Source organism: Psychrobacter sp. PL19, assembly GCF_017875835.1.
Taxonomy (GTDB): domain Bacteria; phylum Pseudomonadota; class Gammaproteobacteria; order Pseudomonadales; family Moraxellaceae; genus Psychrobacter.
On record NZ_JAGING010000001.1, the window covers coordinates 2,962,963 to 2,977,775 of the forward strand.

General features: G+C 45.0%; 11 protein-coding genes. 10 read left to right on the forward strand and 1 reads right to left on the reverse strand.

Features of this window, described 5'->3' with window-relative positions; genetic code table 11:
- Positions 1-64: 64 nt before the first annotated feature.
- From tnpB to H4W00_RS11745, 5 genes are all read left to right on the forward strand, one after another.
- On the forward strand, positions 65-1,216 hold the full coding sequence (gene tnpB, locus H4W00_RS11725; RefSeq protein WP_209957110.1) for an IS200/IS605 family element RNA-guided endonuclease TnpB: 1,152 nt from the start codon (positions 65-67) through the stop codon (positions 1,214-1,216).
- Between the two features lie 199 nt (positions 1,217-1,415).
- Positions 1,416-1,880 (forward strand): dUTP diphosphatase, encoded by a 465-nt coding sequence (gene dut, locus H4W00_RS11730; protein ID WP_209958449.1) that lies wholly within the window; start codon positions 1,416-1,418, stop codon positions 1,878-1,880.
- A gap of 104 nt (positions 1,881-1,984) precedes the next feature.
- Positions 1,985-3,862 (forward strand): phosphomannomutase, encoded by a 1,878-nt coding sequence (locus H4W00_RS11735; RefSeq protein ID WP_209958451.1) that lies wholly within the window; start codon positions 1,985-1,987, stop codon positions 3,860-3,862.
- A gap of 268 nt (positions 3,863-4,130) precedes the next feature.
- Positions 4,131-5,039 carry an acetylglutamate kinase gene (gene argB / locus H4W00_RS11740; RefSeq protein ID WP_209958453.1) on the forward strand — a complete coding sequence of 303 codons (909 nt, stop codon included), beginning with the start codon at positions 4,131-4,133 and terminating at the stop codon, positions 5,037-5,039.
- 9 nt (positions 5,040-5,048) lie between these two features.
- Positions 5,049-5,282, forward strand: coding sequence for a hypothetical protein (locus H4W00_RS11745; protein WP_209958455.1), 234 nt, complete (start codon positions 5,049-5,051; stop codon positions 5,280-5,282).
- A 76-nt stretch (positions 5,283-5,358) separates the two neighbouring features.
- Here the strand turns inward: H4W00_RS11745 and H4W00_RS11750 are convergent, their stop codons facing one another.
- The gene (locus tag H4W00_RS11750) at positions 5,359-5,736 is read right to left on the reverse strand and encodes a Spx/MgsR family RNA polymerase-binding regulatory protein (protein ID WP_209958457.1); all 378 of its coding nucleotides are present in this window, start codon (positions 5,734-5,736) and stop codon (positions 5,359-5,361) included.
- Positions 5,737-6,135: 399 nt separating this feature from the next.
- Between H4W00_RS11750 and leuS the strand changes: the two genes are divergently transcribed.
- The 5 genes from leuS to H4W00_RS11775 all read left to right on the forward strand — a co-directional run bounded on the left by leuS (position 6,136) and on the right by H4W00_RS11775 (position 14,435).
- Positions 6,136-8,877 carry a leucine--tRNA ligase gene (gene leuS, locus H4W00_RS11755; RefSeq protein ID WP_209958459.1) on the forward strand — a complete coding sequence of 914 codons (2,742 nt, stop codon included), beginning with the start codon at positions 6,136-6,138 and terminating at the stop codon, positions 8,875-8,877.
- A gap of 39 nt (positions 8,878-8,916) precedes the next feature.
- Positions 8,917-9,657, forward strand: coding sequence for an LPS-assembly lipoprotein LptE (locus tag H4W00_RS11760; RefSeq protein ID WP_334684968.1), 741 nt, complete (start codon positions 8,917-8,919; stop codon positions 9,655-9,657).
- 30 nt (positions 9,658-9,687) lie between these two features.
- Positions 9,688-10,773 carry a DNA polymerase III subunit delta gene (gene holA / locus H4W00_RS11765; protein WP_209958461.1) on the forward strand — a complete coding sequence of 362 codons (1,086 nt, stop codon included), beginning with the start codon at positions 9,688-9,690 and terminating at the stop codon, positions 10,771-10,773.
- A 204-nt stretch (positions 10,774-10,977) separates the two neighbouring features.
- Positions 10,978-12,309, forward strand: a complete 1,332-nt coding sequence (locus H4W00_RS11770; RefSeq protein WP_209958463.1) for an efflux RND transporter periplasmic adaptor subunit — start codon at positions 10,978-10,980, stop codon at positions 12,307-12,309.
- A gap of 110 nt (positions 12,310-12,419) precedes the next feature.
- Positions 12,420-14,435: a MacB family efflux pump subunit gene (locus tag H4W00_RS11775; RefSeq protein WP_209958465.1), complete on the forward strand. Its 2,016-nt coding sequence runs from the start codon at positions 12,420-12,422 to the stop codon at positions 14,433-14,435.
- The last annotated feature ends 378 nt before the right edge of the window (positions 14,436-14,813 follow it).

The following is a 14,813-nucleotide window of genomic DNA, read 5'->3' on the forward strand; positions in this document are numbered from 1 at the left end:
TTACTATTTGGTGTATTTGTTATAATAATTAATAATTATACCGCCAATGACAAACAACTTCTATATGAGCAAACAAATCCTTAAAGCCCATAAAATCAGACTGTACCCGACAGAGGATCAACAAATATTCTTTGCTAAGTCGTTTGGTTGCACGCGCTTTATTTGGAACAAGATGCTTAGTGATAAGATTGAGCATTATAAAGAGAGTAAGACTGAGCTTAAAAATACCCCTGCTCAATATAAGACTGAGTTTGAGTGGCTAAAAGAGATTGATAGTTTGGCGCTGGCCAACGTCCAGCAGAACCTACGCAGTGCTTATAATAAATTCTTCAAACAAGGGTCAGGCTTCCCTAAGTTCAAGAAGAAAGGCATCAAAGACAGTTACACCACCAACAATCAAAAGGGTACGGTAGCGGTCACACAAAGCAGCGTTAAGTTGCCTAAAATCGGTCACATCAAGGCGAAGGTACACCGCTCTATCAATGGCTTAATTAAAAGCGCTACCATCAGTAAAAGCCCATCCGGTAACTACCATGTCAGCTTATTGGTTGAAACAGTGGTCGATGACCTGCCTAAAACCCAGTCAAACACCGGTATTGATTTAGGATTAATAGACTTCATCGTCCTATCAGACGGGTCAAAAGTTGCTAATCCTAAATTTCTATCAAAATTGCAAAATAAACTGGCGCGAGAACAAAAAATATTGGCCAAACGCAGATTGGTTGCTAAAACTCAGCAGCGCAAGCTGTCTGAGAGCAGCAACTATCAAAAGCAGAAAACAAAAGTCGCTAAAGTTTATGAAAAAATAACCAATGCACGCAAAGACTTCCTACACAAACTCTCGTTCAATCTCATTAAAAACCACGATGTTATTGCAATTGAGGATTTAAACGTCAAGGGCATGGTTAAAAACCACAAACTTGCCAAAGCCATATTGGACAGCTCATGGTCTACTTTTACCACCATGCTTGCGTATAAAGCAGACTGGTATGGCAAAGAGCTTGTCAAAATAGACAGGTGGTATCCGTCCTCTAAAACCTGCTCAGGGTGCGGTCACTTACTGACTAAAGCTGAGCTGCCACTATCGGTAAGATCATGGGATTGCCCGAGCTGCTTGCAAAAAAATAATCGAGATATCAATGCCAGCCTTAATATCTTAAACGAGGGATTAAGACTGGTAACACTCAAAACTGTCGGTGTGACAGGGTTAGCTTAGTGAATTTGCCTAACCTCTGATACAGAATATCGTATCAAGTATGGGTATTACCTAAGAAACCGCCACCTCTATAGGTGGTCGGTAGTTCATTAACCGCCGCTGATAAAGTGTTAGGGTTACCCTTGTCATGCCAGTATATTGCTAAAAGCAATCTATTCAGATTTTTTATAAAACAGTCAAATTATTAAGTGAGCGTGTTATGCAAGCGGTACAAGTCAAAGTCCTAAACCCTAAAATCACTCAAGATCCAGCATTTTCTCTACCTACTCGTGCCACTGATGGTTCAGCAGGTATCGACTTGCGCGCTTGTATTGATGAGCCCTTAACTATTAAGGCAGGGTCGACACATTTAATAGGCACAGGATTGGCCGTTTATATTCAAAACCCCAATTATGCTGGGATGATTTTGCCGCGCTCAGGCCTCGGTCATAAGCATGGCATTGTGCTCGGTAACTTAGTGGGACTCATTGATGCCGATTATCAGGGTGAGCTCATGGTTAGCATTTGGAATCGCAGTAATGAAGATTTTGTCCTCAATCCTGCCGAACGTATGGCGCAGTATATTGTCGTGCCCGTTGCCCGTCCTGAATTTGAAGTCGTGACTGAGTTTGATGATGAAAGTGCACGTGGGGCAGGCGGTTTTGGACATTCAGGTCGCCAATAACTTTAGCCAATAGAGCGAATAAAATTAGCCAATAACGTTGTAATGTTTACAGTAACACCTGTTTTTTCACTACTCATGGATACGATAATAAGGATATTAAAGCGATGCCATCTTTTTCCGCCCAACACTCCTTATTTCGTGCTTACGATATTCGCGGTGCACGGCAGCACTTTACCTCTGAGTTTGTGCAGGCATTAGGTGAGGCTTTCGCTCAACTTTATAATTCGCAGAATCAATCTATAAAAAACAACAGTGTCGCTCAGCATAATGAGCAAGTGCATGACCCTAAGACTATCAATGAAAATAGTACCAATATCGTGGTCATCGGCTACGATGTGCGCTACGGTAGTGACACTATTGCTCAATGGCTAGCAAATACCTTGCGGCAACGTGGCTTGACGGTTATTGGTTTAGGTCTTGTTACCACCCCGATGATGGCATTTTGGGCTGATCAATATGACGGCCATGGCATTATGGTCACCGCCAGCCATTCTGCGAAAGACACGCTAGGGATAAAGTGGCTGGTAGGCAACGCCTCTTCTAGTAGTGAGGATATTCAGGCCCTGTATCAGCAACTGCAGGGTACTAATAATCAAAAACAGCCCCCGTCGCAAAAACAGCACCATCTACAAAGCGTCAACCATCCTAAAAAAGTACCGCACAATCAAAACACCCTGTTAAATTCAAATGTCATAGCTAACGATAATGGCCCTACTACCCGCTTGCCTGCTATGCAAGTAGCGACGACTTATATCAATGCCATCACGCAAGTATTTACTCGTATTGATCAGCATAGCAACACCACAACCGAAAATCAGTGTATTCCCTTATCTAAACTCGATTTAACAGTGGTCATTGATTGTATGCATGGCGCGACTAGCAATATTGCCCAGCGTTTATTTGAGCGATTTTGTCGACAGGTGATCATGCTTAATGATATGCCTGACGGCAATTTCCCAACCGGCAATCCTGATCCCACCGAACCCAATCGTCTGGCGGAGCTACAGCAGGTCGTTATCATTAATGAGGCAGATATTGGTCTGGCCTTTGATGGCGATGGCGATCGGCTGATGATTGTTGATAACAGCGGTAAAGTGGTCACGCCCGACCACCTACTGTATTTATTAGCGCAAGTGGCCCTGACTGAACGGCCCCAAGCATTAAAAGAGTCAATTTCAGCGCCGAAGGTTCTCTTTGATATCAAATGCTCCCATCACTTATCGAAGCTGCTTACCCAGCTGGGTGCAATACCTGTGATGAGTAGAACAGGCAGTAGCCTAATGCGGCAACAGCTACAAGCTTATCGCAATCATTTTGTATTCGCCGGCGAGTTATCGGGTCATTTTATTTTTAATGATGGTTATTTTATAGTTTATGATGACGCCATGTATGCCGGGTTGCGGTTGCTACACTGGTTAGTCCGTACCGCTACTATTCCTAATGATGCCTTGCCAATAATCAATGACTCATGGGGCGAGCTCAGACCGACCATCACGCCTTATAAGTTAACCGATATTACCCAATATTTACCTATGATGGTGAGTACCGCCGACCACTACTTACCGCTACCCAGCACAGCGCTGACAGAATGCTCAATCGTGCAGCAATTAGATGCCTTTTGTCACTATTTACAGCAGCTGGTTGAAGACTCATCAGTGTCCGATTCCTATGGTAAGACACCTATCCCTGCAGATGTACCGTCGCTGTGTACTTGTGTTGATAGTAAGCTACAATTGAGCTTAGTACAGGCCAAGCAGTTGTTGCCAGCAGGAACGCGCTTAACCTGTATTGATGGAGTTCGGTTAGACTTTGCTCATGGCTTTGGCGTATTGCGTCAATCCAATACTAGCAATAGCCTTACGGTGCGCTTGGCCGGTGACAGCAATGCTGATCTTAAAGACGTTCAAAGACGTTTTATAGCGTTATGCCGCCCATTCGATAAAAATTTAGCGGAGCAAATTGCAGCCATTTACCCTGAATAACTTTAGTCATAAGCAAGTTTGCCTATAGGTGGCGGTCGTTATGAGTGGTTATAGCCAGCTACCACGATAATAATTAGCTCATAACTCAAAAGTAATACTTTCTTAAATAACATTCCTATTCTTAAATAACGTTCCTATTCTTAAATAACGTTCCTATTCTTAAATAACGTTCCTATAACGATAACCTTTAAACATAATCTTTTTACCGCGTCTGACCTATATCTATAGATCGAACGTGAGTTTTAAAACCGTATTTTAGGAGTTTACGATGTCGCTTAATTTTGATGATGCCAAAATTACCGCTGAAGTGTTAACCACAGCGCTACCCTATATTCAACGCTTTGTAGACAAGCTGATTGTAGTCAAATATGGTGGTAATGCCATGACTGATCCAGCGCTTGAAAGCTCATTTGCCCGCGATATTGTGTTGTTAAAAACCGTTGGTATGCATCCAGTAGTGGTACATGGTGGTGGTCCACAGGTTGATAATTTATTAAAAGAGCTCGGCCGCCAGTCTGAACGTATTGATGGTATGCGGGTGACCGACAAAAGCACCATGGATATTGTCGAGATGGTACTGGGCGGCAGTGTCAATAAATCCATTGTCAGCCTAATTAACAAACATGGTGGTAGCGCCATTGGTTTAACCGGTAAAGATGCCAACTTGATTATTGCCAAAAAATTAATGATGGAAAAAATTGGCGAAGATGGTATTGCGGTACCGGTAGACTTGGGATTTGTCGGTGATGTGGTCAGCGTCAATAAGGACGTGATTAATATGCTTATTGCCTCTAATTTTATCCCCGTTATTGCCCCACTTGGAGTCGATAGCGAAGGCAATACTTATAATATCAACGCGGACTTGGTCGCGGGCAAAGTTGCTGAATTTTTACAAGCTGAAAAGCTGATGCTGCTGACCAATATTAAAGGGGTGTTAGGACGCGACGGTCAAGTAGTAACTGGCTTGACCCCGAAAACTGTAGATACTTTAATTGAAGACGGTACTATTTCCGGTGGTATGATTCCAAAGATACAATGCGCGCTGAATGCGGTTCGTAGTGGCGTAAAAAGTGCAGTCATTGTTGATGGCCGCGTCCCACATGCTACCTTGTTAGAAATCTTTACCAATGAAGGGGTGGGCACGCTAATCAGTCGTGATCTAGGGTCGTCGAGCTAGGAGTGAATAATGACTTTGGGGCTGTGGTGTCTTATCTTCATCATTCACAGCGCATACTGCTGGTGGATTATCGGTTATGGCGGTGCAAAGTGGGTAGCAGGCTGGAAGTCGTTCTTTTTAATTGATTGGATTGCGCTAGATTGGAACGCCGAGCAAATCCGCATGTATGTGTTGCTTATTTGGCTGGCCAGTCTGGTGTATTTTATCTTAGCAATAATTAACCCCGAGCTTAGGGTATTCTAAGCTCAGGGTTAATTAATTTGATTGCTGCTATTGTGCGACTGTTTTGATAGCTATCACCATCTAAGAAACAACGACTTTATAAAAGATTGGCTTCATAGTCTGCTGCATCAAAACCGCATAACAATACTGACCGAGCTTGGTTTTTACTCTCGAGCTGGCCTTCTACAATAGGACGTTTGAGCATACTGGTATTGGCCAGTAATAATTCAATTGCATCTGCATCGTTTGCATCTGCTGCCGCTTTTTGCTCGTCGCTTAAGTTGCGCCAGGTGGTTCCGCGCTTATTAAGCACTTGGTCTAGTCCTAACAAGTCGACCCAGCGCTGTACGCTATCTTGATCGATACCGCGTTTTTTATAATCGTGAAAATCATAGTTGACGCCCAGCTCCTCAAGCTTGATAAATGCTTTTTTCATAGTGCTACATGATTTAATGCCGTAAATAGTAATGGTCATTGTTGCTCCTTGTTATTCAACCTTGTTATTCAACCTTGTTATTCAATGCTGTTATTGAGTACTTTTAGATAATAAATTTCGAGTATTTATCTATCGTTAAAATACCTTAAAAACGCGACGGTACCGCTGGTATAAGATTTTTGCAACCCCTGTCTGCATAGGCACAGCAAGCGAGAAAAATTTATGCCAGCAGTAGGTTATGTATCAATATTACGTTTCATTGACTATATGGTCATTCAAGCATACCGATACCCTGTACAAACCACAAATAGTATCAATAATGGTCTATTATTGCCCTATTGTCGCCTTGGCCCATCGCAATTTTTGCTAATTTAAGCTATTCTACCTTATCCAAATTCCGCTACTTTTTTAATGCTAACTTTCAATTTTGAGCCAATTATGAGCAACGCCGTGACAGCAGACCCATCAAATACTAATAGCGCTAATGACCTAGCCAGTGACACACTTATCAACAACAGCCACTATCAGCCGCAGATCATTGAAGCGCAGCAGCAAGCTAAATGGGCCACAGACAAGCGCTTTGAAGTGAGCGATGAGCCCAGTGATAAGCCAAGCCGCTACATGCTCTCTATGTTTCCTTATCCAAGCGGTAAGCTGCACATGGGCCACGTGCGTAACTACACCATCTCCGATGTATTAAGCCGTTACTACCGTCTTAAAGGCTTTGAAGTTATGCAGCCAATGGGCTGGGATGCGTTTGGCTTGCCAGCTGAAAATGCGGCTATTGCCAATCAGACACCACCTGCCGAATGGACGTTTGCCAATATCGACAACATGCGTGCTCAACTTAAACTACTCGGTTTGTCAGTGGATTGGTCACGTGAATTTGCGACCTGTAGCCCTGAATACTACCAATGGGAACAGTGGCTTTTCTTACAGTTATACAAAAAAGGCATGGTCTACAAGAAGCTGGCTACCGTCAATTGGGACCCAGTTGACAATACGGTACTCGCAAACGAGCAAGTTATTGATGGTAAAGGCTGGCGTAGTGGTGCGGCAGTCGAAAAGCGCGATATTCCAATGTATTACTTTAAAATCACTGATTATGCCGATGAGCTACTTGATGATTTGGATCAGTTAGAGGGTCATTGGCCGGCTGAAGTGCTGACCATGCAGCGTAATTGGATTGGTCGTAGTGCTGGTATGGAAGTGCATTTCCCTTATAACCTCGCTGGTCAAGACAATACCTTAGATGTATTTACCACCCGTCCTGATACCTTAATGGGTGTTACCTATGTCGCTGTTGCTGCTGAGCATCCGTTAGCACAATATGCCGCTGAACACAGTGACGTCATTGCTGAATTCTGCGCGCTTTGCAAAAAAGGCTCGGTCGCTGAAGCAGATCTGGCCAAAGCTGAAAAAATTGGTATGGATACTGGTCTGACGGTCACCCATCCATTGACTGGCGAGCAAGTACCGGTCTGGGTCGCCAATTATGTGTTAATGAGCTATGGTTCAGGCGCAGTGATGGCGGTGCCAGCCCATGATGAACGCGATTATGAGTTTGCTGTCAAATATGACTTGCCTATTAAGCAAGTCATTGCTATGCCTGACGGTTATTTTGACGATGTCGCCGCGGACGACGATAATCGTGCTTATACCGAACGTAATACCTTAGTGAATTCTGGCGAGTTTGACGGTATGAACTTTGAGCAAGCTTTTGAGGCTATGCTAGATAACCTTGAGCCGCAAGCGCTGGCCAATAAGAAGATTCAATACCGCCTTCGTGACTGGGGGGTCTCGCGTCAGCGTTATTGGGGCTGCCCTATCCCCATGGTCAACTGTGAGCACTGCGGTACGGTTCCCGTTGAAGAACAAGACTTACCGGTAGTGCTGCCGACTAACGTGGTGCCCGATGGTCGTGGTAACCCTCTTAAAAATATTCCAGAATTTGTCAATACCAGCTGTCCTAAATGTGGTAATCCTGCTGAGCGCGAAACCGACACCTTTGACACCTTTGTCGAGTCGAGTTGGTACTATGCCCGCTTTGCCAGCCCGAAAGATGCTCTGAACATGGTCAATAAATCAGCTGCTAATAAATGGCTGCCCGTTGACCAGTACGTGGGCGGCGTTGAACATGCAGTCATGCATCTACTCTACGCTCGTTTTTTCCACAAGCTAATGCGTGATGAAAACCTAGTATCAGGAGATGAGCCATTTGCTAATTTAATGACTCAAGGCATGGTGCTGGCTGGCACTTTCTACCGCGTTAATGCTGACGGCAGCACCACGTATTACTTCCCGCATGATGTCGATATCGACTATAACGAGCGTGGACATCCGATAACCGCCATCCTGAAAGCGGATGGACAGCCAGTCACGATTGGCAAAATCGAAAAAATGTCTAAGTCGAAAAACAACGGAGTTGATCCACAAACCACCATTGACCAATATGGCGCAGACACCGTACGCCTTTATACCCTATTTACCGCCCCAGCCGATCAGACTCTTGAATGGTCAGATGACGCCCTAAAAGGCCCTTATAACTTTGTTAAAAAGGTCTGGCGTATTGCTAATGAACATATGCAAGCACTGACGGCGGCAAACTTGGATCTTGATACCCTTAATAAAAACACCCTTAATCAAGACGCTTTGAGCAGCCAGACGCTAACTAATGAAGGCTTGGGCAAAGCAGCCAAAGATTTGCGCCGTAAAACTCATGAAACTATAGCCAAGATTGATGGTGACCTTGGTGGTCGTTTGGCACTTAATACTCCAGTATCTAGCCTAATGGAGCTTGCTAACGATCTGGGAAGCTTCAAGGCCAGTAACGAGCAAGACCTACAAGTCCAGCATGAAGCATTGATTGATTTGCTGATTATACTGTCAGTCTATGCGCCGCACGTTGGTGAGCATTTATTAGAGCAATTAGGTCTCGATACCAAGACCCTCAGCTATCCCACTGTTGATGCGAGTGCTTTAGTGCAAGATACAGTCACCATGGTGGTGCAAGTCAACGGTAAGGTACGCGGCAAGATGGATGTCGCGCCCAATGGCGATCCTGAACAGCTTAAAGTGCAAGCACGTGCTATTGATAGTGTGGCTAAGTTTATCACTGGCGAGATTAAAAAAGAGATTGTCGTTCCCAATAAATTGGTCAACATTGTGGTGATAGGCTAAGCACCTTAAGCCTTTTGATAAAAAATAAGGATAGCGATTATGTCGTACAAACACCGAGCTACGCAGTTATCATCAGCCGCCCAAAAGCAGAGGGTCAAAAAACATCCTGCACAAAAGATAGCTGTAGCGGTACTCGCTGTAGTGCCAATGATTGTGGTACTGGGTACGACTAGCATCTTGACCGGCTGTGGCTTTCAGCTACGTGGTTACGATACCCCCTTGCGCTTTGATGTCGCGAAGACCGCGGTTATTATTGAAGACAATCGCACCTCATTTCCACTAAAGTTACCTTTAACACGGCGCCTAGAAGCATTGGGAGTCGATGTGGTCGACAGTATGACGCTGCTGGAAAACACCAGCAACCCTACTGTCAACAACAGCGCAAACAATACCAATGCGGAGCAAATTGCTATTATTAGGGTCAATAACGTGCGCTTTAAGCGTTATGAATTGGTTGGTGTTCTAACAGAAATTCGACTGGCCTTGTCAGCGGATGTCAGTTATCAGACGGTGCAAAACGGCCAACCTGTCACCTTGACCAATCCTATTCAAATTGAGCGCAGCTATCAGTATAACGAAGCCTCGGTCAGTACTGATGACCAACAAGGCGACCAGACTCGTGACTGGCTGTATGAAAGCTTAGCACGCCGTATTACCGATCAATATGTCGCGCTCAGCCTACCCAAGGTTGCCCCTACTAATGCCAATCAGTCGTCAACCCTTATCAAAAACCCTGCAACTGCAGCAGAAGTGACAACAATTATCGCGCCTGACTCTTAATGAACTTATCTACTTTGTAGTACAACATTTATGCAAGATACTTTTATTCAAGCCTATCCAAAGCTATTGCAACCACCAGTTGCAGTAGCAGGCTTGTGGCTGGCACATGGTGATGAACCGCTGTTACATCAGTGGCTCGTTGATGTACTGCGTCCACATTGGCGCGCGCAAAACTATGCGATCAAGCGTATCGAGCTAATATCAGTGAAGAGCTGGCAAGAGGTCTTGTCTGAGCTGGGTAGCTTGTCATTATTCGATGATGCCAGCGCCTTAATTGTGACGGGTAACCATAAACCGGATAAAGCCGTTATTACTGAGCTGGAGCGCTTTGCACAAGAAGCCCAAACGGGGGCGCATGGTCATAGCTTATTATGGTTGACGTCCAAGCAAGACCGCCGTGCCCAAAGCAGCAAATGGTTTGCTCCTTTTGCGCAATACGGGCACGTCATTGATTGTAACTTGTACAATGAGCAGCAGCGACAGCAACTGCTCCAGATTCAAGCACAACAGTTCGGACTACGATTGTCACAAGAAGCGTGGCAACTATTGATGTCACATACCGAGCATTACTTGTTGAGTGCCTATCAGACCTTATGGCGATTGTCCTACCTGTTTGCGCCCAAGCTAGTCGCAAGCGGCAGTGACATCAGTGACGCCAGTGACAGGAGCGGCACTTCTACGGCAACGTCCAAAAGTATAGCGCTCGATATTACTGATTTACAAGCAGCACTGGTCAGCGACGCGCAGTTTAGTGTGTTTGATTTGTCCGATGCGATGTTAGCGGGTAATAGTGCACAAGTCGCGAAAATTATATTTCAGCTCAGAGCCTCCGATGAACCAACAACCTTAGTGCTGTGGGCGATTAGCAAGGATATGCGTCAGATTATGGCCTTACTCGATGGCCAAGACCCGCAAGCGTTAGGAATTTGGCGTAGCAAACAAGGACTATATCAGCAGGCTTGTCGTCGGCAGTCAAAAATACAAACGGCCCAGTGGCCTAAGCTTATTTATCACTGTGACCAAGCCATTAAAGGTATTGTGCGCCAACCAGCATGGGAACTGTTGTTGCAAGCGGCGTTAGAGTTATCAGGAAAACGTTTATTTATGGCTAAATAAATATGGCTAGCGGCTGCTTATTTTTGGTATTCTTTAATCTCAGCCATCCTTACGCCACTTATTAGACTGAGTTTGTTAGCAGCCTAGCAAACCGCTTCCAGCCTCTTTCTACCTTGACCTTTCGTAAATTAATTACCATTCCTTTTTGGGGGATGGCGCCTTTACTACACCTATATTTGATTTAATTGTAATTGGATTGTCATCATGCGCAAAATCAGCAAAAAGTCTGCTATTAAGTGGGGCATCATAGCCTTAATCGTCTTAGGGTTAGCGGCTTTGGCCTATAAAACCTTTAAGCCCAAAGAAATCCAGCCTAACTATCTCACAGCGCTGGTTGAGATTGGCGATATCGAAAATAACGTGATGGCATCCGGTAAAGTCAAGGCCCTAAATACTGTTGACGTCGGCGCGCAGGTATCTGGTGAGGTCAAACGGCTATTTGTTGAAGTGGGCGACCAAGTACAAAAAGGTGACTTAATCGCACAGATTGATCAAGTCACCCAAAAGAATAACTTAAGCAATCAACAAGCCAGCCTTGACCAAAGTGAAGCGGCTCTGCAAAGCGCTCGCGCAGAAACCTTAAGTCGAGAAGCCGGCTTAAAAAGTGCTTTTGCTGATCTTGCCAGCCGCCAGTCTGAGCTAAAACAAGCTCAATCTGATTTCTCGCGCTTGCAATCATTAGTCGCTATCGATGCGATCTCACAGCAGGAGTACGACACTCAAGCCACTCGTATTGATACCGCCAAAGCCGCGGTTGCCAATGCGCGCGCTGCTATCGATACTGCTAAGGCGGCGATCGCCACCACAGCGGCTAATATCAATAGCCAGCAGGCTGCTTTGCGCAAATCACAGACCAACGTCGATACTGCCCAAGAAGACCTCAGCTACACCACCATTCGCGCGCCAATGTCCGGTACAGTGGTCTCGATCACTACCGAACAAGGAACAACCGTTAATGCCAACCAGACCGCGCCTACCATTGTCACCTTAGCGGATTTGTCAGTTGTACGCATCAACGCCCAAATTTCTGAAGCAGACGTTATCAACGTTAAGGCAGGGCTACCCGTTTATTTCAATATTATTGGCAATCCTGATAAAAAGTATGACGCGATACTTGAAGCGATTGAACCGGCCCCTGAGCGTATTAGTGACACCAGCTCAACCGATGCCGCTATTTACTATGTGGGCTATATCGAAGTACCCAATACTGAGCGTCGCTTTCGTATTGATATGACCGCTCAAGTTTACATCGTGGTCAATCAAGCCAAAAACGCCTTATTGATTCCTTCCGCTGCCTTACAAGCTGCGGGTAATGCTAAGAAATCTGATAATACGACTGTTGCTAATGACCCAGATTCAGGCGAAACCATGGCTAAAGTACGTGTGCTTAAAGCAGATGGCGAGGTCGTGGATCAACTTGTAACCGTCGGGATAAACAATCGCGTTAGCGCTGAAATCATAAGTGGTTTAAATAAAGGCGATGAAGTGATACTAAGCGAAGAAGGTCCGGCGGAAGATGGCAAAGGGCGGTTTTAGCGGTCACCCCTAAGCAGTAATATTTAACTGTATAGGGTAAAAAATGACCCAGTGAGCGTTTCGTAGTAGCAGGTGATCTTTGATATTGATTGATATAGGTAGCAGGAAAGATGACCAACCAAGATCCTATCTCTAACACCAAGACTGATGTAATTGATGTGATTAACGTCCCATTAATGCAGGTCAAAGGGCTGATTAAAGAGTTTAAAGCAGGCGAGCAGACTATTCGTGTGCTAGATGACATCAATCTAACCATTAACCACGGTGAGATGGTCGCTATCATTGGCCAGTCAGGCTCTGGTAAGTCTACCTTAATGAATATTCTAGGCTGTTTGGATCAAGCGACTGCTGGCAGCTATAAAATATTTGGTCAACCGGTCAGCCGCTTAGAGGCTGACGAGCTGGCCAAGCTACGCCGTGAACACTTTGGCTTTATTTTTCAGCGTTATCATCTACTGGGTGATATTAGCGCTCGTGATAACGTGGCGGTACCAGCAGTATATGCTGGCATGGATGGCCAAGCACGCAACCAACGTGCCGAACAGCTGCTATCAGGCTTGGGATTGTCAGACAAGGTCAATAACCGTCCAAGCCAGCTGTCTGGTGGACAGCAGCAGCGGGTCTCTATCGCGCGGGCATTGATGAATGGTGGCGACATCATCTTAGCCGATGAGCCGACTGGTGCGCTTGACAGTAAGTCTGGCGACGATGTGATGAAGATTTTGCAAGACTTAAATGCACAAGGCCATACTATTATTATGGTTACTCATGATCCTCTTTTAGCGGCTCAAGCTGAGCGAGTGATTGAGATTAAAGACGGCATTATTATTGCCGACTATAAAAACGAGCACTATCAGCAAACGCAAGCGCAGCCTGAAGCAATTTTGGATCGCCATCGTAAAAGCGCTTTTGGCAGCTTTGTCGACCGCTTATTCGAAGCCTTTAAAATGTCCTTACTGGCCATGCGCGCTCACAAAATGCGCACCCTACTGACCATGCTAGGTATTATCATCGGTATTGCCTCAGTAGTATCTGTCGTGGGACTGGGCAAAGGCTCACAAGCGCAAATCTTGACCAGTATTAGCTCCCTAGGTACTAACACCATTACCCTCTCTGACGGCTACCCATATGGCGACCCTAGACGCCAATATAACGATGACAATCTGACTCCGCAAGATGCTCAAGCAGTGGCCGATCAACCCTATGTCATCAGTGTCAGTCCACAGATTAATAATAATATTGATGTGCGCTACCGCAATGTGCAAGAGGCAGCAAGCGTCAAGGGAGTCGGTAAAGACTACCTGGACGTAACGGGCGAGACGCTAGCTGAAGGTCAAGGCTTTGATGAACAAAGCATCTTGCGCCGTACTCAAGATATTATTATTGATAGTAGCGCCAAACGAACCTTTTTCCCTGATAATGCCAACCCCATCGGTGAAGTATTGCTGATAGGCAGTGTACCAGGACGAGTGATTGGGGTATTAGCGCCTAATGATAGCGGGTTTGGCGGTGGCGTAGACTCACCGACCCTATATATGCCTTACACCACTATGATGTCACGGCTCATAGGCAGTGCTTATATCGAAAGCTTCGTGGCACTGATTGATAATGATATTTCTTCCTCTGCTGCTGAGACTGCTATTGCTAGACTGATAGAAAGTCGCCACGGTACGGATGACTTTCGTATTCGCAACTCCGACTCCATTCGCCAGACCATAGAATCTACGACTACGGCGCTTACCCTACTGATTTCATCTATTGCGATTATTTCCTTAATAGTCGGCGGTATCGGGGTCATGAATATCATGCTGGTATCAGTCACCGAACGCACTAATGAGATTGGGGTGCGCATGGCCGTAGGTGCACGCCAAAGTGATATTATGCAGCAATTTTTGATTGAAGCTATATTGGTCTGTATTTTAGGAGGCCTGCTCGGCATCGGTTTGGCATTTACAATTGGTGAATTAATCAACCGTGTTGGTGGTGATAGCTTTAAAGTTATCTACTCGTCAACATCAATTATTGCCGCCTTTGTCTGTTCAACGCTCATTGGGGTGATTTTTGGCTTCCTACCCGCTCGCAATGCAGCCAAACTTGATCCTGTTGAGGCCCTTTCTAGAGATTAACAGCAACATGCTAGATTTTTGATAATAACTTAAAAATTTCAGAATATAGACGACAAGTAATATCTTATTAAAGCGGCTGTTTTTAGCACCAATTACACTTATTTCAAGCTGCGGGGTTGTAATTATCACAATAATATATATAATGTGCTCTCACGTTTAGAGATACAAATCATTTAAACAGTGAACCAAGCTTATTGTCTGTTTTAATAGAGTGTTAAGCTTGTAGATGTACGGGACTTATTAACATGTAAGTTCACTTGCGCTCAAGTAGATAGCTTACTTGATTGCAACGTTCTAACAAAATCCTATTTGAAGGATTTTGACTTGCGAAGCTAAAATTGCATGCAATTTTTAGTTTCCACAGAATTTACGAAAATG